Raw genomic sequence first — 22,415 nt, forward strand, 5'->3', positions numbered from 1 at the left:
TCCTATCTGTGCCGGTGTCAAAACTTGACCTGGTGTCACGGCTACTCCGCCGTTGGCTGGATCTCCTAAAAACAGGACTCCTTGGGCCGCTGGCGGTAGGGTGTTGATGGTGTAGGAGGCGATCGACCCATCGGGGTCACTTCCTCCTAATCCCGGCACAGGAAGGGTGTTTCCAGGCAGAACTGACCCAGTGGTAGGGTTGGCTACTGGCGGTTGATTGGGTGTCAGAGTCGTGGTGACACTCGCACCCGGTGCAGTACCGTCATTGTTTTCAGGAGTCGGGTCAGGGGTAGAGGAGTTACTCTTGGCGGTGTTGCGGACGCTGCCGGATACAGGTGCGATGAAGCTGATGCTGCGCCTGACGCTCTCTGTGTTGGTTAAGGTGACAAGTGGGAAGGTGACGATACCTGTAATGCTATCGTAGGTACCGCTGTCGGAGATGCTGACTCCTGTTAAGTTGGGAATGATGCTGTCGGTAATTGTGATGTTATCTGCTGTGCTCGGCCCGTTGTTTTGGGTAACGATGTCATAACTCACTATCGAACCTTGTGTACTGTTGAGAGTACCGCTTTTGGTGGTAACGACATCGGCAAAAGGGGTAATAGTAGTTAGGGCTTGAGAAGTGGATTGGGAACTATTGTTGTTCGCTTTATTGGGGTCGAAAGTGCTGGAGTCGCTATAGGCGGTGTTCGTTAAAACAGTGCCTGGTGTTGCGGGAACTGTTGCGGTGATGGTGCGGACTTCGCTAGCACCGTTAAGGATAGGAATCGCCGGCCAGATCACATTCCTGGTAACGGGGTTGTATGTGCCACCGTTGTCAGCGCTGACGAAAGTTAAGCCTGCAGGCAGCGGATCTTGAATCAGGACGCTTTCGGCGCTGTTTGGCCCGTTATTTGTGGAGGTAATAATGTAGGTAATGTTGCTGCTTGGTAGGGCGTACAGCGGGCCTTTTTTAACAATGGAAACGTCGGCTTGGAGTGTAGGTTCATCTATACTTTCGACGAGGAGATTGTTGATTTCGTGAATGTTTGTACTTCCTCCTGTGGCAGCAGCAAAGCCAAATTTTAAAGTAGCTGGTACTGTTCCGTTTATCGTCGATAAATCTGCGATCTCGATCAGTGTTTCGCCCGGATCAAAAGTACCGCTGCCGTCCAAGTCTAAGGCAACTGTCAGACGGTTAGGTGCTATTGTCGAATTCGGCGGTAATAGGGTAATTTGGACGCTTCTTTTAGTATTAGGATCGGTGCGATTGGTGGCATTTTCATTATCTATGCCAATGGGAACGGAAGCGTTAGTTATAAAACTATAGGTTCTGCTTTCGCTGCCTCTAATTCCTATTGAATCTTTTGTAATTCCGGGACCACCCACACGCCCGAAAGTCGGTCGTACTGGTGGGAGCGGTTGAGGCTCGGAAAAATTGCCAAACTCGTCTAATCCGACACCTAAGTAACCTCCTGAAATACCCTCTGATCTCAGAGCAGGATCGAGACTATTATTGTTACCATAGCCGAGAGAGCCGCCAAAGCCTCCGGCTTTTGTTGGCGTTGCTGTTCCGTCAATCAGGAAAAAATTAATGCCATCGGCACCCTCGACGCTGGTACTTTTGTTATAGGCAAAGAAATCAAAGGTAACTCTCAGACCTTCAGTGGCAGAGACGGGGTTGTTGTAGAGGACATAAGCTGATTGGTTATTCGCGTTTGATGTTAATCTCAAAGCTCCACTGCCTGCTGGATCGTTATTTCCTAAACTGGGAATAACACCGGAATTGGCGGCACCTGCGGTTAAGCCTGGTTGAGTGGAAGTACCAGCAATTCCATATATCCAAGGCCCGACTACTGTTGAGTTTTTAAAGTCTTCAGATACTAAGGTGGCTAGGACAGATGTATAGTTTTCTAGGACTTCTTTTTCAAAGGCTAGTTCGGCATTGATTTGTCCTGTGGTAATTTCTAATTTCCAGTCGCCTCCTAGTGCTGCACTTCCAGTTGGGTTTTGGGATGCTGCAATATTTGCTCCGGTGAAGTCCCTAATTTTTTGTATGAATTTAATGCCGGATTGGCCTGCTGCTATGTTACAGCCGTAAAGTAGAATACTGGCGGATTCGCTGAGGGATTTTCCCCACTGCTGCAATTGGTTGCTGTAGGTTTCTAGGTTGTCAAGATTCAGTTCGGCAGGGCCGATCGCGATTGCTGCTTCTCGGCCGTGAGATACTACGTGCAGGCTGTTGATGTTTTGGCGATGACGCAAAATTTCGGTGATTTGGTCGATCACCTCCCTGGTTGGACTGAGTATAAATACCTCCGTTCCTGCTTTGATCCCACCGATCAATTGCCGGTAGTTTTCTACTCTGGAGTCAACCACCACTAGAGATTTTTTGGCTTCAGGCTCTGCTTGAGAGCTCGCTCCTGCAAAAAAAAACTTTTTTTTAGTGACCATATTTTTATATTTGGGTATTTTGACGGCTGACAAATGCGACATTTTGGGGATCATTTTCATTATTCGTTGATTTACTTATCCGTTCTAACCTACCCCTTTAAAAAAAATCAATCAACAATAAAATATAAATTTTTAATAAGTTTTATTAAACCCAAAAATTAATACTTACGTGTTTTTTTTGTGAGTTGAAATCTTTGGACAAAATTGGACGGGGAATGCTGTGGCGCATCTGCTGCCGTCTAATGACTATTCCACGCAAAGCTCTTATCTGCAAAGGTTTTCAGGATTTTGGTGCGACAGTTAAGTCTTGTTTTTTTTGAGAATAGACAGTGCCATAAAATTGAAAGCGCGATCGCCCGCCATACAAAATCCGGCTTGAATACCCCTTTTATTTTTTAGTCTCTCTGGACTAGAACACCAGTTTCTGCAAGATCGGTTTCAAGCGTTAAGTTTCATAAAAGGGGTTCTTAACCCGGATTAAATATTACTTACGCAGGGCTGAAAAAAGGCAGTAATGTAAGTGACACGAGCGTACTCAGTGCGGATAAAAGTATTACTTATTACCGAGGCTGTGCCGTAAATACACTGAAAAATCTGTTTTTGAGAATTGGAAAGTTTTTAATTGTAGATTCGATTGACTTCTGTTGCCGGCTTGACATTGCCGCTAAACTAACTGAAAAAAGCGGTCTCAAAAAAATGTCAAAATGACCACTAAAATATACAAAAATTAATATTAATAAAAATAATGATTTTGGGAGTTGACAATTTTTGTTAATCCATGTTATTTGATAGCTGGTTTTTGCTGCAAACAGCCGTGAAATATCGCAGGATTGGGGGTGGGGGAAAATTTAGAGTAGCAATTGCATAAATCTTTGATGAATGCCTAAACCGCAGATTTAAGGCAGATCGACGCAGATGCAGCGCAGATACATTCACCCCCAATCCCGCCCTTGTTAAGCGTCAATATCGAGTTCGCGCACTAAAAAAGCCCATTCATCAGCCAATTCTTCAATCACTTTAGCCGTAGGTTTTCCCCCCCCGTGTCCCGCTTTAGTTTCTATCCGAATTAACACGGGTTTTTCTCCCGCGTGGGTTTCTTGCAAAGCAGAAGCAAACTTGAAACTGTGGGCCGGAACCACGCGATCGTCGTGATCCGCCGTTGTAATCATTGTCGCCGGATAAGCCGTTCCGGGTTTGAGATTGTGCAGGGGAGAATAGCCGTGAATTGTGGCAAATTCTTCGGAATTTTCCGGCGAACCGTATTCAGAAGTCCATGCCCAACCAATGGTAAACTTGTGGAAGCGCAGCATATCCATAACGCCGACTGCGGGCAATGCCGCACCGAACAATTCCGGCCGCTGAGTCATGCAAGCCCCTACTAATAAACCGCCGTTGCTGCCACCTGCGATCGCCAATTTTGCCGGCTTGGTGTATTTGTGTTCGATCAACCATTCAGCGGCGCTGATAAAGTCATCAAACACGTTTTGCTTCTTCAACTTGGTGCCTGCTTGGTGCCATGATTCGCCGTACTCGCCGCCGCCCCGCAAACAGGCTGTTGCGTAAACTCCGCCCATCTCCAACCACACGATCCTGCTAACAGAAAAACTCGGAGTTAGCGAGATGCCAAAACCGCCGTAGCCGTAAAGGTAGGTGGGGTTGTTGCCATCCAACTGCAAGCCTTTCTTGTGCGTAATAAACATCGGTACTTGCGTACCGTCTTTGCTCGGGTAAAATACTTGTTTTGTTTCGTAATCCTCGGGATTGAAATCAACCTTTGGCTGCCGATAAATCGTACTTTCATCTGTCACCATATTGTAGCGGTAGATGATGTTGGGCGCAGTGAAGCTGGTGTAAGCATAAAAAGTTTCGGTGTCGTGCCGCTTGCCGCCGAATCCTCCCGCCGAACCGATTCCCGGTAAGGCGATTTCTCTCACGAAAGAGCCGTCTAAGTTGAAGATTTTAATCTGGGTGTAGGCGTCTTTGAGGTAGGAAGCGATAAATTGATTGTTGAGGAGACCAATACCTCCGAGGGTTTCGGCTGCTTCGGGGATAATTTCTGTGAACCCCCCCTGAATCCCCCCCTTACCAAGGGGGGGCGACGGGGGGGTTTCATCAGCAGCGAGGGATGAGGGAGGTGGGTTGTTGGTGTCGATCGCAATTATGCGGCCCAGCGGTGCATTCAAGTCGGTTTGAAACCAAAAAAGACAGCCTTCGTTGTCAATGAAACTGTACTCTGCCTCGAATTCGTTAATTAGTTCTACAACGGTTGATTCCGGTGCAGTTAAATCTTTGTAGAAAATCAGGTTTTTGGTTTCAGTTCCCTGCCAAACTGAGATAATCAAGTATTTGCCATCTTCGGTGACGCCGCCGCTAAATCCCCACTCTTTTTGGTCAGGTCGTTCGTAGATTAATACGTCTTCAGATTGGGGCGTACCGATTTGGTGGTAAAACAGTTTTTGGTAATAATTAATGTCTTCGTGTTTGCTTTTTTCATTTGGTTCATCGTAGCGGCTGTAAAAAAAGCCTTTGCCGTCGTGAGTCCAGGATGCTCCTGAGAATTTAAGCCACTTTAAATGGTCGGATAAATCTTCGCCTGTTTCCACATCTCGGACTTTCCATTCCTGCCAGTCGGAACCGGAAGTTGACAAACCGTAGGCCATGAGTTTGCCGTCTTCGCTGATAGCTATGCCGCCCAAAGCAACGGTTCCGTCTTCTGAGAGAGTGTTTGGATCAATTAATACTTTGGGTTCGCCGTCTAGGGATAGTAATGTGTAGAGTACGGATTGATTTTGCAGGCCGTCATTCTTGTAGTAGAAATAGCGATCGCCTTGTTTAAAAGGTATGCCGTATTTCTCGTAATCCCAAAGTTGAGTCAGCCGCTGTTTAATTTTTTCCCGCTCCGGAATTTCGTTGAGGTAGCCGAAGGTGACTGCATTTTGGGCTTCCACCCAAGCTTGGGTTTCCTCAGAGTCGGGATTTTCCAGCCACCTGTAGGGGTCAGATACTTTGACGCCGTGGTAGTCGTCTGTTTGGTCGATTTTGCGGGTTGTGGGGTAGCTTAAAGGTCGATCGAATTTAGCCATGATTTTTTTACTCTCGGTAACTTTGTCCAGTTTACCCTTTCGCGACAGTGACAGGGGAGAGTCGCTCAATTTGGGATTTGAGATTTTATCCTAAATCTGGCTGAAATAAGTAACCCCACCTCAAAAAACAGAAGACTTAGATACCTGAATCATTTAAAATATTGGGTAGAGCAATCCTAAATCATTAGACCTCTTGCAAAAATAACTAGGACGGGCAAGATGCCCATCCCACAATTTTTTGTTTCTTGTGGAATGGGCCCCAGAGCCCGTTCCAGAATTTGATTAAAAGGATTTTTGCAAGAGGTCTATTAGTATTGTAGGGTGCGTCAGCCCTTTCTCGTTTCCCTTGTAAGCGTAAGTGTTCTAGCTGACGCACCCTACAGGCCTCGTTAGTGGTTTAAATGCGTAACAACTTATAACTAATCCAACTCTCTCCTTCCCTCCAAAGCGCGAGCCAATGTAACTTCATCAGCATATTCCAAATCTCCCCCCATCGGCAAACCAAAAGCTATGCGCGTCACTAAGGTAAAAGGTTGTAATAAGTGACCGATATAAAGAGTAGTAGTTTCGCCTTCCACGCTGGGACTAATAGCAATAATTACTTCCTTAATCTTTTGCTGGCTGACGCGCCGGACTAACGGTTGAATGTTCAATTGTTCCGGGCCAATTCCATCCATCGGTGAGATAACACCACCGACAACGTGATATTTTCCGATATATTCCCGCGTTTTTTCTAAAGCGATTACATCGCGTGATTCTGACACTACACAAATCGTAGAACTGTCGCGGTTGGTATTGCGGCAAATTTCGCAAACAGGGTCAGCAGATAAGTGAAAGCATACTTGACAAAAACCTACTTGCTGCTTGGCATCAATCAAAGATTTAGCTAGGGCTTGCACTTCTTCTTCCGGTCGCTTCAAAATATGTAAAGCTAAACGCTGGGCTGTTTTTGGGCCGACTCCTGGCAAGCGCTGCAATTGTTCGATTAAACGAGCTAAAGGTCGAGTGTACATGAAGGTTAAAAATTAAAACAATGAGTTATCAGTCATTAGTCAGCAGTCATTAGTCATTAGTTCGGGAATTATGCAAAACTTAATTATGTAGGGTGCACAGTGCGTACCTTACATCGTTGTTAGTTCGTAGTAAGGACTGAAGTTCTTTCTTGCTCTGTTCTAGATAAGAAGTTCTTGCATTCCTTACTGCAAACCTTTTTTGGCTTGAAATTAGCCGCCGCTAATTTTAGCTTTATAGCCCAATTTTGTCAGAATTTCGGTCAGTTGTTGCTTGTGTTCGCCTTGAATTTCGATTTCATTTTCCTTAACTGTACCGCCTGTGCCGCATTTGGCTTTTAGCTGCTTGGCTAAATCTGCTAAAGTTTCAGGTTTTTCCTGAAATCCGCTGATGACAGTAACTGTTTTGCCACCGCGGCCTTTTCGGGATGCTTGCACTTTCAAATTTTGTTGATTTGGGGGAAGTTCGGCAACTCCCCGTTGGAGGGCGGCTGAGTTGTCAACATTGCCAAATTCGGAGTAAACAACTCGTTTGCCGTCTGTAGTTTTGCTGTCAGAATCTTTGCGCTTGGATGCTGCCATGTGTTAAAATGGTTGAACTTTTTTTACTGTATTTCTAGTTTTAGCGGATTGGGGTATGGTTGCGATCGCTCGTTGGCGATCCGATCTTTTACTTATTGTATTAGCCCGTCAAGGGTTCAAGGAATTATAATGGAATTTGCTTGCAGAGGCTCAAGTCTGCAACCGATTTGGTACGATCGACTGATTGTGCGATCGACACGCCCGCCTATAGCTTACCCGCGAATCTAAAAATCTAAAATCTAAAATCTAAAATCAAATGACAGTCACACCCCTGCGTCTCACCACCGAAACCACAGCCCAACGCCCCGACTCCCTCGGCAGATTCGGCAAATTCGGCGGCAAATACGTCCCCGAAACCCTCATGCCGGCTTTATTTGAACTAGAAGCCGCTTTCCACAAATACCGCAGCGAACCCGAATTTCAACAGCAACTCCAACAATTGCTCAAAGATTATGTCGGCCGCCCCAGCCCTTTGTATTTCGCCGAACGCCTCACAGAGCACTACGCTAAAGCAGACGGAACTGGCCCGCAAATTTACCTCAAACGCGAAGATTTAAACCACACCGGAGCTCACAAAATTAACAATGCTTTAGCTCAAGCATTGCTGGCAAAACGCATGGGCAAAAAGCGGGTAATTGCTGAAACTGGTGCCGGCCAGCACGGCGTTGCTACCGCCACAGTTTGCGCTCGTTTCGGTATAGAATGCGTTGTCTACATGGGCGTTCACGACATGGAAAGACAGGCTTTAAATGTGTTTAGAATGCGGCTGATGGGTGCCGAAGTGCGGCCGGTGGCTGCTGGTACGGGAACTCTCAAAGATGCTACTTCCGAAGCGATTCGCGACTGGGTGACAAATGTCGAAACAACTCATTACATTCTCGGTTCCGTAGCGGGGCCGCATCCTTACCCGATGATGGTGCGCGATTTCCATGCGGTAATCGGTCAAGAAACCCGCGCTCAGTGTCAGGAAAAGTGGGGTGGTTTGCCGGATATTTTATTAGCTTGCGTCGGCGGCGGTTCTAATGCAATGGGTCTTTTTCACGAGTTTGTCGGGGAAGAAACTGTTAGATTGATCGGTGTTGAAGCGGCGGGCGAAGGTGTGGATACGGATAAGCACGCTGCTACTTTGACTAAGGGAAGTGTGGGAGTTCTGCACGGGGCGATGAGTTATTTGCTGCAAGATAATGAAGGTCAAGTGATTGAGCCGCATTCGATTAGTGCGGGTTTGGATTATCCGGGTGTTGGGCCGGAACACAGTTATTTGAAGGATGCTGGTAGGGCTGAATATTATAGCGTAACTGATGCACAAGCGCTGGAAGCATTTCAGCGGCTTTCACAGTTGGAGGGGATTATTCCGGCTTTGGAAACTGCTCACGCGATCGCCTATTTGGAGACTCTGTGCCCGCAGCTAACAGGCAATCCGCGCATTGTGCTTAACTGTTCGGGACGCGGCGACAAAGACGTGAACACTGTGGCGAAGGTTCTGAATATCTAGTTTAGCGGAATTGTGGGCGATCGCTCTGTAGGAATCGGTAACAATTAATTGGTGTCAACTTAAGACTAAAATCCTTTGTATCTCTTGTTTATATCGAAGTCTAGATCCCCCCTAGCCCCCCTTAATAAGGGGGGAACTGGAAGCGATCTTTCGTCCCCCTTATTAAGGGGGATGCGAGGGGGATCGAGAGGCTTATCCTCAGACGGTATACTCCTACTACTTTTGGCATTAAGTTGACACTAATAGTAACAATTAACTTTATTTCTCGTTTGATTTCATGTCCAAAGGTTTGATTTTGATGTGCTTGGGATTGTTGACAATCCTGCCTAAGTGTGACACGTTTATTCCTGCGCGATCGCTGCCACAAACTCCCATGAATACTAATGTTGCTTCGAGTGCTATTACTGACTTAGAAAAAGCGGTTAACCAACAGATAAATCAATACCGAGTATCTAAAAAGTTGCCGCCGTTGAGTATCGATCCGCGAATCACTCAGATAGCAAGAATTCACAGCGAAAATATGGCTAACGGTAAAGTACGTTTCAGCCACGATGGATTTGAGGGGCGGGCGAAAGCAATTACGATTCCTTATCAAAGTGTAGCTGAAAATCTTGCTTATAATTTGGGCTACAGCGACCCGGTACGCAATGCTGTTGAAGGTTGGATTAAAAGTGACGGCCACCGCAAAAATATGGAAGGTCAGTTTAATGTGACCGGTATTGGGGTTGCAAAAAATGCCAAAGGCGAGTATTATTTTACTCAGCTTTTTGTTCGCACTCGATAAGATGAAGGAAGGCACGACACGGATTCGGACACGGATACACGGATTAATTATCGAGTGTGAGGTAGATGCTGAAGTTAGAGGGAAGAGGGAAGAGGGAAGAAGAAAGAGGGCAGTCAACAGTCAACAGTCAACAGTCAACAGTCAACAGTCAACAATTACTAATAATGGAATTTGCAGATTTTCAAGTGTGCGATCGCGATCTTCCCGATTCTCTCTTATCTTACTATTTGACAGCGGAGGCGATCGCCGTTGATACGGAAACAATGGGTTTGCTACCGTGGCGCGATCGCTTGTGTTTGGTTCAGTTGTGCGATCCCGAAGGTAAAGTTGCAGTGGTGCGGATTGCCAAAGGCCAGACAGCAGCACCGAATTTAAAGAAGTTAATGGAAGCCGAAAATATTGAAAAAGTATTTCATTTTGCGCGCTTCGATATGGCAACAATGCGTTACAATTTAAGTATTGACATTGTACCAGTTTTCTGCACCAAAATAGCAAGCAAACTTGCGAGAACTTACACCAACAAACACGGACTTAAAGATTTAATCCAAGAATTAGAAAAAGTAGAACTCAACAAAACTTCTCAAAGTTCTGACTGGGGAAATTCCGATCGTCTTTCAGACCACCAACTCAGCTACGCTGCTAACGATGTGCGCTATTTGCTGAGCGCTAAACAAAAGTTGACTGCTATGTTGCAGCGAGAAGAACGCTGGGAAATTGCACAGCAATGTTTTCAGTGTTTGCCCGTTTTTGTGAGTTTGGATTTATTGCAGTACAAGGATGTTTTTGAACACGGATAATGCCATTTTAGATTTTAGATTTTAGATTTTAGATGTTAGATTGGGAATGACTGATGAATACTAGGGTTGAGAACACGGGCATACAATTGCATTCTTTTTTGGGAACTGGTATAATATTGTGTCACTTCGCAGAAATGGCATCAAATTGGTTTGTAGTGAAGACTTGAGTTATACCAATTTATTATGAAGCTGCACTTAATATAACGCTAAGGATATAGTTACAACCAGAGAGAGATCAGCCTCATGAGCGTGTATCTTCATAGTGAATTGGTGTTATGATAAAACTCGCTCGGACTGCATTCCTCACTACAAACGTAATTATTAGACCTCTTGCAAAAATCCTTTTAATCAAATTCTGGAACGGGCTCTCCGGCCCATTCCACAAGAAAAAAAATTTTGTGGGATGGGCCGGAGAGCCCGTCCTAGTTATTTTTGCAAGAGGTCTATTATTTGACCGAACTTGATATGAGTTAAAAAAAAATTAAAAACAGCGATCTATTGCTGATTATGGCTAATCGGGATTGTGTTCGTGCATCAAAGCTTCTATTTGGTCGTCAAGACTTCTAATCACCTGTTCCAAAGCGGGCAACCCCTCTAAAGGCAAAGGAGAAAGCCGAGTTCGATCGCGAATTTGATTCACTTTGCGCTGCAATTCTTCGGCCAGCCGCAGCGCATCCCGACTCAAAGTAGACAACTGCTGCTGTTGGTAAAACCTCAAAGCTGCCCCCCGCAACACTTGCAGCGTGGCTTCTTCCTTGCCGCCCACCGCCATTACCCGCAAGCGCAACAGCAAATGAGTGTTTTGATATATGCGTTCAACTTCGACTTGTTTGGGCTGTTCCACCGGGCAAACAGGCATATCTGTCAGCCGCTTCAACTCATCGATGACCTCTTGGAACAGGACGATATCGATATTTTCTAGCATCGATTTCAAAACGCCGTCTTGACTCCAAAGAATCCTGCCTTGGGACTGATGCCGCTCAAAAAACAGGCGGCCGATGCCCTCTCGCAGCACTCTACCGAGCAATTCTTGCAGCAGTTGGGGCGCGGGCAAAGTTGCCAAAAATTCGACAGGACTTGACAAGTGCAAGGCCTCGACATCCAAAACCGAGAACTTTGCCGGCATTGGGGAAACCTCAGCGACAGCAGGTTTAAACCGCTCGCGAGCGGGAATGGAGGGTTCTGGCACAGACAGCAGCGTTTCTGCATTGGGGCCTGAAGTTGCTGGTGCGGGATTTTTGGGTGTTGGGGCTGCGGCGGTTTCTGTCTGGCTGGGTTCTCGGAGTTGGCTCCCGTGCAGCAAGTAAGCTGAGAGCATCGAGCGCTGAGTTTCCGAGGCAATTAGCTCTGTTGTGACTGAGCAATTCATGTAAGCTAAAATCCGCTGCACGTAGTCCAAGGCGGAGTCATCTTGGGAATCGACTACGCCCAATTTAAACAGATTACCTTCTAGAGATAAAGGCAAAACTTGATAGTAAAGGCAAGCTTCAAAGGGGACAACTGTGTCGATTAGGTGAAATATTCGATCGGAGTCCATTGTAGCTGCCGAGTCTGTTGAAGATGTATGTACCATTAGCTGCTTTGTAGTTGGAAGCGCGATCGAGCGCGACGCACCAACCTGATGCGAGAATATTAAATGCTGCAACTTCCTGCTACGGAGGAATTGGTCTAACAACCGGAAGCTTTTATTAAATAAAAATCCTTAGTCCCAGAATTTTCTCCCTTCTGTATTGCAGCCTCAAATTCTACCAAAAGATGGAGAACTAGATGATGACTGCCGCACTCTAGACCAACTATCATCGATCGCGGGAGATTGCTTCCCGTGGCTGGTAACGACAGAATTATGTCTTTAATGCACAAGTATTAGAGATGCACCCCAACCGAGATTTACGGGCAACCGCTGAATTTAGGATTGGTTAAAAAACCCTAAAAAGTCGATCGTGCTGCTAGTATCTTAGCCCAGAGAGTTGACTGCGCTAGCGTGACGATCGCGATCGTCACGGCAGCGCTACGATATCCCGATCGATCTAACCTGATTTGATACAAGGGGCATCGCGCGGTTGTCCGCGGGGAAACTCGCAGCACTCGGTGGCTGTTCTGGAATTGATTTGTAGCGCGGATTCTGAAAAATGCTACCGCCAATTAACAATTAGCAATTGCCCGCCACTCATTACCAATCTACTCGTTGCGGAGAGATTGAGCTGCTAAATAAAGTTTGCTCCACTCGCCGATGACTTGATTGGTTTTCAGCTTTAATTCCGATGCGATCGTCTCTACACTTTTCCCTGCTTTCAGCGATTCTACCAACTGTCGCTGCACCGGCGTGAGGTTTTCTAAATATTGCTGCCACTGAGCGGGAGTCAAGCCCAAACTGTGTTCTTGGAGCGAAGTTTCCAGCCAGTTGGCGACTAATTCCGGTGCTTGTTTGACCGCAAAAACGCGAATCGCGTGGTAACTGACTTTTTCTCGCAAGCGGTAAATTTGCTTGACCGGAACGTTCAAATCCTCGGCAATTGCCTCTTGGGAACGACCTTGCAGGTAAAGCCGCAGCCACTGGGAAGCCAGCGGATCGACTTCAGCGGCTAAGTAATTCTCAAATTCTTGTTGGACAATCTGCCGCTGAGTTTGCTGCTCTTCCCAAGCTTGATTTTCTCGATACTCGGACATCGCCTGTTCGTCTAGCAGGCTGAGCGGTTCGTCTGTATCGTCGGGTAGAATCTGTTCCGACACCAGCCGCACCCAGTCTCCCGCAGGCACTTGCGTCAACCCGCCCCGCTGAGAACGCCGCAGGTAGTTGACAAAACGGTACACCAGCAGCGGCTGGTTGCGGATCGGCCGCAAGCAGTATTCTTCTGTGCTCGCTAGCAGCAAAGCATTTCGCAGCCGTCTGTCTGAGGTGCATTCGGCAATCCAAGCGACTTGCTGCTGTAGGTAGCGATCGGAATTGAGCATTTCCTGAATCACTTCTTGCAGTACCTCCACCGCACTCCGCTGTCTGTCGCGACTCAGGGAAACCCACGCTTGGATTTTTTGTCGGAGCACAACTAAGCCGCCCAGCCGCCCGATCAAGTTGCGGTAAGCTTTTTCTGGCGGTACTCCCAGATACCGAGAAAGCAAAATTCGATATAAAAAGTCGATCGCCCCAGAGGCGACAGACAATTGAGTTGGGCTAAGAGTGTCAAATCTTTCGGGCTTGTCTCCCAACAGCCAGCGGACAACACTCTCGCGAGTGCTAGAACTCTCCTGCGGGCAATCTTGTTCGAGTCGAGACTTCCAATCTTGTCCTAGTCTTTGGGCCAAGGTCATGGGCTGTCGAGAATATTGTCTTTCACCCCCGATTTTACGTGGTATCCTGGATTTTTGAGTATTTTTCAGATATACGATCGCGCGATCGGATAAATTACCGTGAACAAACCTGACGGTCAACTGAGTACAGTTAGACCGCAGGCTTCTTTTTCCTTTTTTTCAAAGGCTTTTTATAGTGAGGTAGTTCCACCCCCACTTGCTAATATAGTATCAGAGTATTTCCCGAGCATCTTGGGGTATAAAAGAATAATTGTCGGTTTCCGTACCTACACCCGACGAGCCTTTCATCCCTGCGGTAGTTCCCAACGGGGTACGGGGCGCAGCGCTCAGATTAATCCCCTCTAAATATACGCCCGGGACTTCCCGGCTGGTAGTTAAATTACCCTAAACAAAATTCCATTACGGTGCGATATGCCTAACTTTTTATTAGAACTCGGTACAGAAGAATTGCCCGCATCTTTTGTCAGAAGCAGCGCCCAGCAGTGGCAGCGACTTGTACCTGCAACGCTGGCAGAAGAATCATTGACAAATGACTCTATTAATGTATACGCTACTCCGAGGCGTTTGGCGGTTCTCGTGAAAGGACTGCCTGTTCAGCAATCAGACAGAGAAGAAGAGGTAAAAGGGCCGCCCGCGAGTTCGGCTTTTAAAGATGGCAAACCGACGAAAGCAGCGGAAGGTTTTGCGAAAAAGCAGGGCGTAGAAATTGATGCTTTAGAAGTTCGCGCTACGGATAAAGGCGATTTTGTGTTTGTGCTCAAAAAGATTCCGGGGCGGATGAGTGCGGATATTTTGGCTGAACTTGTGCCGCAGTGGATTAATAAGTTAGAAGGCAAAAGATTTATGCGGTGGGCTGACGGAGATTTGAAGTTTCCGCGCCCGATTCGATCGATCGTGGCACTGTTTGATGATACTGTACTGCCAATAACATTGGTGAGCGGTTCGGATACCGTCAAGAGCGATCGAATTTCCCAAGGACACCGGGTGTTATACACCCCCCCTACACCCCCCCTTGGCAAGGGGGGGACATCGCTTCCTACACCCCCCCTTGGCAAGGGGGGGACGGGGGGGGTCTCGCTTCCGCAAGCCGAGGATTATGTCGAGTGTCTGCGGGCTGCTTGCGTGGAGGTCGATCGAACCCAGCGCAAAAATCAAATTAAAGCACAAGTAGAAGCCGCAGCGACAAAACAAGGCGGTTACGCCGCCATTACCGAAGATTTGTTAGAAGAAGTCACCGACTTAGTAGAATGGCCGAACGCAGTTGTCGGCCAATTTGACGAGGAATTTTTGATATTGCCGCCGGAAGTAATCACCACAATTATTGTTACAAACCAGCGGTATTTTCCCATCCTCAAAAGCCCAGATTATCCCGAACTTCTTCCCTATTTCATTACAATTTCCAACGGCGACCCGGCTAAAGCCGCGATTATTGCCGCAGGTAACGAGCGAGTAGTGCGGGCGAGATTGGCAGACGGTCAGTTTTTCTACAAAGCAGACTTGGTAAAGCCTCTAGAGGATTATTTGCCCAAGTTGGAAAAAGTTACTTTCCAGGAAGATTTGGGGACTGTGCGCGCAAAGGTCGATCGGCTGTGCAAGATTGCCAGTTTAATTGTAAATCAACTGGAAATCACAGATGAAGAACAAGCTTACATAGCAAGAGCAGCCTTACTTTGTAAAGCCGACCTCGTAACCCAAATGGTTTACGAACTTCCCGAAATGCAAGGAATCATGGGGCAGAAATACGCCTTAGCAAGCGGCGAACCGGAAGCAGTAGCCACAGCAATTTTTGAACATTATTTGCCCAAAGGCGCGGGCGACAATTTACCGCAAACTCTGACAGGTCAAATTGTCGGAATAGCCGACAAATTAGATACATTAGTCAGCATCTTCGGCTTGGGAATGTTGCCGACAGGTTCCTCCGATCCTTTTGCCCTGCGCCGCGCAGCCAATGCGATAATTGACATTATTTGGACGGCTGAGTTGCCAGTCAATTTGCACAAGTTACTCGCAGAAGTTGTTGCCGAATTTACAGCTATTCGCCCAGAAACATCGCCAGAATTACTATCACAATTATCGGAGTTTTTCCTGCAAAGAATTCGGACTTTGTTGCAAGAAGAAAAAAACGTAGATTACGATTTGGTGAATGCAGTTTTGGGAGAAAACGACCCAGAATATACTGAACGAGCATTGAGAGATTTGTTGGACGCACTCGAAAGAGCGCTTTTCCTACAACAAATCCGCAATGACAAGACTTTGGATCGGATTTACGAAACAGTCAACCGTTCAACTCGTTTGGCGGCTCAAGGTAATTTGGATAAAATAGAATTGGAACCGAAAACGGCGGTGAAACCGGAGTTATTTCAAAAGTCGTCCGAACAAGCTTTTTACGATGCAGTAGTGCAGTTAGTGCCGCAAACGCTGCTATCCAAACAAACTCGCGATTACCAGCAGTTGGTAGATAGTTTGACTGAAATTGCTCCAACTGTCAGCCACTTTTTCGACGGGCCAGAAAGCGTTTTGGTGATGGATTCTGACCCGGAAATTAAGCAAAATCGGTTGAATTTACTGGGTTTGCTGCGGAATCACGCGCGGGTGTTGGCTGACTTTGGGGCGATCGTCAATCGATTTTAGATTTTAGATTTTGGATTTTCGATTGGGGGATTTTAACTGGTTCCCAGGCTCTGCCTCGCTCTTTTTAAGTGGTTCTTTAACTGGTTTAACCGGTTCCCAGAGAGAACCTCGAAACTAGCCGAAAATCAAACAGATTTCACAACCCGTAGGGGCGGGTTCACTAACAATCTATGGCAAATACAAATAATCTCAAAAACCCGCCCGCACCCCACCAAAAATACAAATGTACCGTGAATTTATTGGTAAAATGTTGATGTAAAATTGGGCGGAGCGGGGCGGGTTTATCAGATTGTTGGATTGGCGATCGAGGTAAAATGTTGATGTAAAATTGGGCGGAGCGGGGCGGGTTTATCAGATTGTTGGATTGGCGATCGAGATTTCGGCGAACCCGCCCCTACAGGAATTATGTGTAACTGACTAATGACTAATGACTGATGACTGATGACTGATGACTAATGACTGATGACTGATGACTAATCAAAGGTTAAGATATAAACTTATAAAACCAGGGAAGTTCGCTCCATCACACACACAACTTATGCCGATCGCTCATATCATTGGACTAGGAAAATCAGGAATTGCCGCCGCCAGACTGCTCAAACGCGAAGGATGGGAAGTAACGCTGAGCGATCGCTCATCTTCCCCAAATTTGCTCGAACAGCAACAGGAATTCGCTAACGAAGGAATTCATGTGGAGTTAGGTAAATCTTTTGAACCAGTCGAATCTACAGAATTAATAGTAGTAAGTCCGGGCGTTCCCTGGGACAGTCCAGCATTAGTGCGCGCCAGAGAGTTAGGCATTGAAACAATCGGAGAAATGGCTCTCGCGTGGCGCTATCTCAAATCTCCTTGGGTGGGAATTACCGGCACTAACGGCAAAACTACTACTACTGCTTTAATTGCTGCTATTTTTGCCGAGGCCGGGCTTTACGCTCCCGCTTGTGGCAATATTGGCTATGCTGCGTGCGAATTAGCTTTAGCCGAAAAACAGCCGGATTGGGTAATCGCAGAAATCAGCAGCTATCAGATAGAATCCTCGCCGTTTGTAGCGCCGCGAATCGGAGTTTTGACGACTTTGACGCCGGATCACCTCAGCCGCCACAAAACTTTGGAAAATTACTACAACATTAAAGCGCATTTGCTGAAAAAGTCCGAATTGCAAGTAATTAACGGTGACGATCATTGTTTGCGGCAGCAAGGAGTTGACATTTGGCCGGATGCGTGTTGGACGAGTGTCAAAGGTGAAAAACATTTGTTGGGAAAACGCACTTTTGGAGCTTACATCGAAAACGGTTGGGTAATCGCTCAAAGCGAGAAAATTTTGCCTGCTGAGTCTTTGCGAATGGTGGGAGAACACAATTTGCAGAATTTGTTAATGGCGGTGGCTGCGGCTAATTTGGCGGGGATAGATAAAAGTGCGATCGCCCGGGCGATCGCTAAATTCCCCGGAGTTTCGCACCGCCTCGAACACATCTGCACTTGGGAAGGCATAGATTTCATCAACGACAGCAAAGCTACTAATTACGACGCCGCCCAAGTCGGGTTGGCTTCTGTTAGCGCACCGGCGATTTTAATTGCGGGCGGCGACGCCAAAGAAGGGGACGATCGCGCATGGATTGATACAATCAAGGCGAAAGCTGCTGCGGTGCTGTTAATTGGAGATGCAGCGAGTCTTTTTGGCGATCGGCTCAAACAAGCAAATTACAACGCTTGGGAAATAGTCGAAACAATGGAAAAAGCAATCCCGCGAGCAGCAGAATTAGGGAAACAGAACAACGCAAAAGTAGTGCTGCTTTCCCCAGCCTGTGCTAGCTTCGATCAATACCAAAACTTCGAGCAACGAGGCGATCATTTCCGCCAATTATGCCTCGAATCCCTAGTTTAGATATGTCATTGTTCGCTGTGTAGAAATTAAGATTGTTATACACAGCGAACACTAAAAAAATTAAATCTGCGTTCATCTGCGTCTATCGGCTTACATCTGCGGTTAAAAATTCAAACCTCTGATTTGGGCCACTCTACTTTAACAAACAGTCTTCCAAATATCCTTAATTCTAGCCTGCTCTTCCCATTCTAGCTCATAAAAAACTAGCATCATTTCCTCATGAGTGTAATCAATAATGATCGCCGCCAATTGAGCGGCAGTTTCCGCTTCCAGCATGGCTAGTTTCAATTTTGTCATTCCTTCTTTATCCATCAACACTAAAACTTGGATTTTTACCTCACTTTTATTTTAATTTTGCCTGCAACTATCTGTTAACTTTGCCTTAAAATCAGCAATCTGAGCAGCACTTATTGTATCAAAATTGCGCGAAGATATTTTCAATTCTTGGCTGCAAAGCTGAGAGCGCCCTGGTTCATCAATCTCCAGAATCTCACCTTCAGAAGCGACATTTTTTTGCAGCAAAGTTGCGATTTCCCTTTCCAGTTGGCGATTTCCTTGCTGAAAGAAATCTTGAGAGTTAGAACGAAACAAACCGCTATTGACTTGCTGAATTTGGCTGGGTGTGAGCGATTGAGCCGAGACAGCAGCCGGAAATACAAAAGATGCTGCTAGCCACCAGCTAGGAATTATCTGTTTGAGAATGCTGTTCATCACTGTCGGGAGGAGTTTTTACCTCAGTTGGTTTCTCGTTTTCTGACTCGCTTGCTAATTCATCTTCTCGTTCAAGTTTTTCTTGCCACTCGACAAGCTGCTGAAAAAGTTTCGGGTTAATTTCAAATACGGGTTTGTTGGTTTCTGACATATTCACTCCTAACATTTATTACATTTAACTGGTTCCCAGGCAGAGCCGGGAAACGAGTAGAAAAACAATTATGTCGATCGCAAGCTACGCTCAAATCTTCAGCAGCGACATAATTATGCCAATCAAGGAACCACCAAGCAAAGCTAAAGTAGCTAAGGTACTAATGCCAAATCCTGCCGCTCTTTTTTCAGCAGCTTGATAGTAACCCCAAGCAAACAAAATGCGTCCAATTATCCAAACAGCACCGATAGCAGCGCCCCAAGTTGGGCTGATAAATTGCGAGAAGAGCCACAGCGAGGGCAAAAATAGAATCATTTGCTCTAAGGTATTTTGCTGAACTCGCACCACTCGCTCAAAGTCTGGGTTTCCTGTCATCTGCGGGGGAGAAACTTTGTATTTGAATCTAGCTCTGCCGACGTTGATGGTAACAACGAAGTAGAGAATTAATGCTGAAACAGTAATTAGGCTAGGCCAAAGTGTCGCGTTTGCTTCTGCGAGCATGATTCGGTATTATTGGGTTGGAGTAGATATCTTGATTATAAATCAATTATTGCCGATCGCGTTATTCATCGCGATCTTGTCATTCAAGGCAGGGGATTTGATGCAACTGCTGGGTATTAGTGGCGCGGCAATTGCTTTAGAGTTCCGGGACATCCTCGAAAACTTGCTGGCTGGGATTTTGATTCTTTTGACTTCACCTGCACAGGGATACAAGCCCCCGACTCTTGTCGCGAGCAGCCCCAAATTTTAGACCCTAGTTCAAGCTCCTAGATTCATCTGTAGAGTAAATCTAAAATCTAGAATCTAGAATCTAAAATCTAAAATTTGTGGAGTAAATCTAAAATCTAAAATCTAAAATCGACTCACCGCACCTGCATACGGATACAAGCCCCCGACTTAAGGAGATTATTTTGTTCAAAAATATTCGAGACCGTCTTAAATATTTCACCAGGAGCAGCATTGATCCACAGCATTTAAAGCAAATACGAGTTGACTTGTTGGAAGAATCAACCCTAGATATTGACTATCTTGTCTTAATTCTCGGCTCCTGTATAATCGCTACCTTTGGACTGCTTGCCAACAGTGCGGCCGTCATCATCGGTGCTATGATCGTCGCCCCTCTGATGTTGCCAATCCGAGGGTTAGCATTTGGAGCGGTAGAAGGTAACGTTCTCCTCTTCCGCAAAGGTTTAGTTGCATTAGCAGTGGGGACGGTGGTAGCAATTTGTTTAGCTAGTTTATTGGGCACTTTGGTTCAAATTCCCGACTTTGGGAGCGAAGTTCTAGCTCGTTCTAAACCTACATTACTAGACTTAGGAATTGCGATCGCCGCTGGGGGAATTGGCGGCTATGCCAAAGTTCAGCCCAAAGTTTCTGGTACTCTGGCGGGAACTGCGATCGCCGTGGCTCTCATGCCGCCAATTTGTGTTATAGGTTTAGGCTTATCTCAAGCTAATTGGTCGCTCAGTCTGGGAGCAAGCCTCCTGTATCTCACTAATTTGCTGGGAATTACTCTCTCCTGTATGCTAACCTCTTTAATTGCCGGCTACACCCCCCTGCATCGCGCCCGTAAAGCCCTCTTTTGGACTGTAGCATTGACGGCTATACTTGTGATTCCTCTGGGAGTGAGTTTTGCGGAATTGATCGAGCAATCGCAACTCGAAGCCAGTCTGAAGCGGGCGTTGCTTAACCGAACTATCACTTTTCAACGGGTGGAACTGATTAAAACTGATACTAACTGGTTGGCTAAACCGCCGGAAGTGCGTATGATTGTTCGCAGCAGCGAAGCTTTGACAGCGAAACAAGTGCAGCTTTTAGAAGAATTTGTCGCAAAAGAAATGGGTCAAAAATTCACCCTAATTTTTCAAGTCAGCCAAGTTGAAGAAGTGCGGCGCTCAACCCTGAATAAGTCCCGATCGAAACCGAAATTTTAACTATTTTATCCCTAATTGTATGACCCCAGAAACTCTAATTCACGAAGTGACGATCGAGGGCAATATAAAGCAATTTCTCTTAGTGCTAGCGGTTTCCTTAACTGTGGCAACGCTGCCGCAAATCTTTGGCTGGCTGAGCAAAATTCCCTACACGCTGCTGTTAGTAATTGTCGGGTTGGGTTTGGCTTTTATAGATGTGCGGCTGGTGACGCTTTCACCGAAACTGATTCTGTTGATTTTTTTGCCGCCTCTGTTGTTTGAAGCTGCTTGGAATCTGGAATGGCCTAAACTCAAGCGGGATTTAGTGCCGATCGCTCTTTATGCGGTTTTGGGTGTTGTTATTTCTGTTGCTGGCGTGGCTTTTGCTCTCAACCAAATAGCGGGAGTTTCTTTAGCGATCGCTCTGTTGGTAGGAGCTAGTATATCTGCTACCGATCCTGTTTCAGTAATTGCATTGTTCCGGGAATTGGGAGTTGAAAAACGCTTAGCGTTACTGGTGGAGGGAGAGAGTTTATTTAATGATGGCATTGCTATTGTTGCCTTTAGTTTTTTGGTGGGATTCTCTCTAGGGAATGATGAAGTTAGCATCCCAATTCTGATAGCGCGTTTCTTAGCTTTTGTGGGAATTGGGGTTGTTGTCGGCAGTTTAATTGGTTTTGGAGTTTCTTATCTGACTCAACCATTTGATTTACCTTTGGTGGAGCAATCGTTAACCTTAGTTTCAGCCTACGGCACTTATATAATTGTGGAGGAATTGGGCGGTTCAGGGGTGATTGGGGTGGTGACGATGGGCTTGATATTTGGCAATTTTGGCTCTCAGATTGGTATGCAACCCAGTACCAGACTTGCGGTAACACAATTTTGGAATTTTTTGGCGTTTTTTGTAAATTCGATCATGTTCCTGCTGATTGGCGATCAGATGAGGTTTGCTGATTTGGGAACGAATTTAGGAGTGATTGGCATAACTGTAGTGGCGATGTTTGTGACGCGAGCGATCGCTATTTTTGGTTTAGGATGGTTGAGTAATAGGTTGGGAAACTCTGAAATTTCATTGCCCGATCGAACTGTAATTTGGTGGGGAGGATTGCGGGGTTCTGTCTCGATTGCTTTAGCTTTGAGCGTACCCCATGTTCTGCCCGATCGACCAAAAATTATTGCGATCGTGTTTGGGGTAGTTTTATTTACGCTGCTAGTACAAGGTTTAACCACCAAGGCGCTGCTGGAAAAATTGGGGTTGTTGAGCAACCAGGAGTTGCGCCAGGAGTATCTGGAGGCGATCGCCCAACGTGTTGCTCTCAACCGGGTTCTCAAGCATCTATTTGAAGTATCGGGCGATCGTAAAATCGAGCCTGAGTTTTCCAATCATCTCGCGAGTCAGCTTCAAGAAAAATTAAACTTGCTGCAAGCAGAAATCAATCAAATGTACGATCGCTCTCCTGAACTGCGGCAGATGACGATCGACAAACTCGAAGGGGATTTGCAGGCAATAGAGGCTGATACTTATGCTGAATTTGTGCGATCGGGTCAATTGAATGAGCTGCCTGCTTCTGTGTTGCCAGAAATTTTAAAAGCTTGAAATAACTCAAGTCATGACTGCAAAACAGTTTGACACG

Annotated in this window: 18 protein-coding genes; 8 read left to right on the forward strand and 10 right to left on the reverse strand. The window is 46.3% G+C overall.

Annotated features, from left to right (window positions below; genetic code table 11):
- From QUB70_RS15965 to QUB70_RS15980, 4 genes are all read right to left on the reverse strand, one after another.
- The coding region (locus QUB70_RS15965) for a DUF4347 domain-containing protein (RefSeq protein WP_332981795.1) at window positions 1–2,433 on the reverse strand (2,433 nt) is incomplete at its 3' end.
- A 953-nt stretch (window positions 2,434–3,386) separates the two neighbouring features.
- Window positions 3,387–5,516 (reverse strand): prolyl oligopeptidase family serine peptidase, encoded by a 2,130-nt coding sequence (locus QUB70_RS15970; protein WP_332981842.1) that lies wholly within the window; start codon window positions 5,514–5,516, stop codon window positions 3,387–3,389.
- Window positions 5,517–5,935: 419 nt separating this feature from the next.
- On the reverse strand, window positions 5,936–6,529 hold the full coding sequence (gene recR, locus QUB70_RS15975) for a recombination mediator RecR (RefSeq protein WP_332981796.1): 594 nt from the start codon (window positions 6,527–6,529) through the stop codon (window positions 5,936–5,938).
- A 210-nt stretch (window positions 6,530–6,739) separates the two neighbouring features.
- On the reverse strand, window positions 6,740–7,108 hold the full coding sequence (locus QUB70_RS15980; protein ID WP_332981797.1) for a translation initiation factor: 369 nt from the start codon (window positions 7,106–7,108) through the stop codon (window positions 6,740–6,742).
- Between the two features lie 256 nt (window positions 7,109–7,364).
- Here QUB70_RS15980 and trpB point away from each other — a divergent pair, with 256 nt between their 5' ends.
- The 3 genes from trpB to QUB70_RS15995 all read left to right on the forward strand — a co-directional run bounded on the left by trpB (window position 7,365) and on the right by QUB70_RS15995 (window position 10,184).
- Window positions 7,365–8,603 (forward strand): tryptophan synthase subunit beta, encoded by a 1,239-nt coding sequence (gene trpB, locus QUB70_RS15985; protein ID WP_332981799.1) that lies wholly within the window; start codon window positions 7,365–7,367, stop codon window positions 8,601–8,603.
- Between the two features lie 277 nt (window positions 8,604–8,880).
- The gene (locus QUB70_RS15990; RefSeq protein ID WP_332981801.1) at window positions 8,881–9,387 is read left to right on the forward strand and encodes a CAP domain-containing protein; all 507 of its coding nucleotides are present in this window, start codon (window positions 8,881–8,883) and stop codon (window positions 9,385–9,387) included.
- A gap of 164 nt (window positions 9,388–9,551) precedes the next feature.
- Window positions 9,552–10,184, forward strand: a complete 633-nt coding sequence (locus QUB70_RS15995; protein ID WP_332981843.1) for a ribonuclease D — start codon at window positions 9,552–9,554, stop codon at window positions 10,182–10,184.
- Window positions 10,185–10,695: 511 nt separating this feature from the next.
- On the opposite strand, the gene QUB70_RS16000 is transcribed toward QUB70_RS15995, so the two are convergent.
- Window positions 10,696–11,757, reverse strand: a complete 1,062-nt coding sequence (locus QUB70_RS16000) for a hypothetical protein (protein ID WP_332981802.1) — start codon at window positions 11,755–11,757, stop codon at window positions 10,696–10,698.
- A gap of 605 nt (window positions 11,758–12,362) precedes the next feature.
- Entirely contained in the window at window positions 12,363–13,490 is a 1,128-nt protein-coding gene (locus QUB70_RS16005; RefSeq protein WP_332981845.1) for a HetZ-related protein 2, read from the reverse strand.
- Window positions 13,491–13,901: 411 nt separating this feature from the next.
- Here QUB70_RS16005 and glyS point away from each other — a divergent pair, with 411 nt between their 5' ends.
- Window positions 13,902–16,121: a glycine--tRNA ligase subunit beta gene (gene glyS, locus QUB70_RS16010; protein ID WP_332981804.1), complete on the forward strand. Its 2,220-nt coding sequence runs from the start codon at window positions 13,902–13,904 to the stop codon at window positions 16,119–16,121.
- A gap of 538 nt (window positions 16,122–16,659) precedes the next feature.
- A complete protein-coding gene (murD, locus tag QUB70_RS16015) occupies window positions 16,660–18,006 on the forward strand; it encodes a UDP-N-acetylmuramoyl-L-alanine--D-glutamate ligase (RefSeq protein ID WP_332981805.1) in 1,347 nt (448 codons plus the stop codon).
- Window positions 18,007–18,144: 138 nt separating this feature from the next.
- On the opposite strand, the gene QUB70_RS16020 is transcribed toward murD, so the two are convergent.
- The 4 genes from QUB70_RS16020 to QUB70_RS16035 form a co-directional block, all read right to left on the reverse strand.
- Entirely contained in the window at window positions 18,145–18,318 is a 174-nt protein-coding gene (locus tag QUB70_RS16020) for a hypothetical protein (protein ID WP_332981806.1), read from the reverse strand.
- Window positions 18,319–18,354: 36 nt separating this feature from the next.
- A complete protein-coding gene (locus tag QUB70_RS16025; protein ID WP_332981808.1) occupies window positions 18,355–18,717 on the reverse strand; it encodes a hypothetical protein in 363 nt (120 codons plus the stop codon).
- Window positions 18,686–18,868, reverse strand: coding sequence for a hypothetical protein (locus tag QUB70_RS16030; RefSeq protein ID WP_332981810.1), 183 nt, complete (start codon window positions 18,866–18,868; stop codon window positions 18,686–18,688). Before QUB70_RS16030 ends, QUB70_RS16025 begins: the two co-directional genes overlap by 32 nt.
- A gap of 90 nt (window positions 18,869–18,958) precedes the next feature.
- On the reverse strand, window positions 18,959–19,369 hold the full coding sequence (locus tag QUB70_RS16035) for an MAPEG family protein (RefSeq protein ID WP_332981812.1): 411 nt from the start codon (window positions 19,367–19,369) through the stop codon (window positions 18,959–18,961).
- A gap of 31 nt (window positions 19,370–19,400) precedes the next feature.
- On the opposite strand from QUB70_RS16035, the gene QUB70_RS16040 reads away from it, so the two are divergent.
- The 3 genes from QUB70_RS16040 (at window position 19,401) to QUB70_RS16050 (ending at window position 22,378) form a co-directional block, all read left to right on the forward strand.
- Window positions 19,401–19,619, forward strand: coding sequence for a hypothetical protein (locus QUB70_RS16040; protein WP_332981813.1), 219 nt, complete (start codon window positions 19,401–19,403; stop codon window positions 19,617–19,619).
- 247 nt (window positions 19,620–19,866) lie between these two features.
- Window positions 19,867–20,802: a DUF389 domain-containing protein gene (locus tag QUB70_RS16045; protein ID WP_332981815.1), complete on the forward strand. Its 936-nt coding sequence runs from the start codon at window positions 19,867–19,869 to the stop codon at window positions 20,800–20,802.
- A 19-nt stretch (window positions 20,803–20,821) separates the two neighbouring features.
- Window positions 20,822–22,378, forward strand: a complete 1,557-nt coding sequence (locus QUB70_RS16050; protein WP_332981817.1) for a cation:proton antiporter — start codon at window positions 20,822–20,824, stop codon at window positions 22,376–22,378.
- Window positions 22,379–22,415: the final 37 nt, after the last annotated feature.

This window comes from Microcoleus sp. A003_D6, assembly GCF_036702825.1.
Taxonomy (GTDB): Bacteria; Cyanobacteriota; Cyanobacteriia; order Cyanobacteriales; family Microcoleaceae; genus Microcoleus.

Bases quoted from the DNA above. Each gene is read 5' to 3' on its own strand.
- QUB70_RS15970 (WP_332981842.1), bottom strand. From the start codon at position 5,516: ATGGCTAAATTCGATCGACCTTTAAGCTACCCCACAACCCGCAAAATC.
- recR (WP_332981796.1), bottom strand. From the start codon at position 6,529: ATGTACACTCGACCTTTAGCTCGTTTAATCGAACAATTGCAGCGCTTG.
- QUB70_RS15980 (WP_332981797.1), bottom strand. From the start codon at position 7,108: ATGGCAGCATCCAAGCGCAAAGATTCTGACAGCAAAACTACAGACGGC.
- trpB (WP_332981799.1), top strand. From the start codon at position 7,365: ATGACAGTCACACCCCTGCGTCTCACCACCGAAACCACAGCCCAACGC.
- QUB70_RS15990 (WP_332981801.1), top strand. From the start codon at position 8,881: ATGTCCAAAGGTTTGATTTTGATGTGCTTGGGATTGTTGACAATCCTG.
- QUB70_RS15995 (WP_332981843.1), top strand. From the start codon at position 9,552: ATGGAATTTGCAGATTTTCAAGTGTGCGATCGCGATCTTCCCGATTCT.
- QUB70_RS16000 (WP_332981802.1), bottom strand. From the start codon at position 11,757: ATGGTACATACATCTTCAACAGACTCGGCAGCTACAATGGACTCCGAT.
- QUB70_RS16005 (WP_332981845.1), bottom strand. From the start codon at position 13,490: ATGACCTTGGCCCAAAGACTAGGACAAGATTGGAAGTCTCGACTCGAA.
- glyS (WP_332981804.1), top strand. From the start codon at position 13,902: ATGCCTAACTTTTTATTAGAACTCGGTACAGAAGAATTGCCCGCATCT.
- murD (WP_332981805.1), top strand. From the start codon at position 16,660: ATGCCGATCGCTCATATCATTGGACTAGGAAAATCAGGAATTGCCGCC.
- QUB70_RS16020 (WP_332981806.1), bottom strand. From the start codon at position 18,318: ATGGATAAAGAAGGAATGACAAAATTGAAACTAGCCATGCTGGAAGCG.
- QUB70_RS16025 (WP_332981808.1), bottom strand. From the start codon at position 18,717: ATGAACAGCATTCTCAAACAGATAATTCCTAGCTGGTGGCTAGCAGCA.
- QUB70_RS16030 (WP_332981810.1), bottom strand. From the start codon at position 18,868: ATGTCAGAAACCAACAAACCCGTATTTGAAATTAACCCGAAACTTTTT.
- QUB70_RS16035 (WP_332981812.1), bottom strand. From the start codon at position 19,369: ATGCTCGCAGAAGCAAACGCGACACTTTGGCCTAGCCTAATTACTGTT.
- QUB70_RS16050 (WP_332981817.1), top strand. From the start codon at position 20,822: ATGACCCCAGAAACTCTAATTCACGAAGTGACGATCGAGGGCAATATA.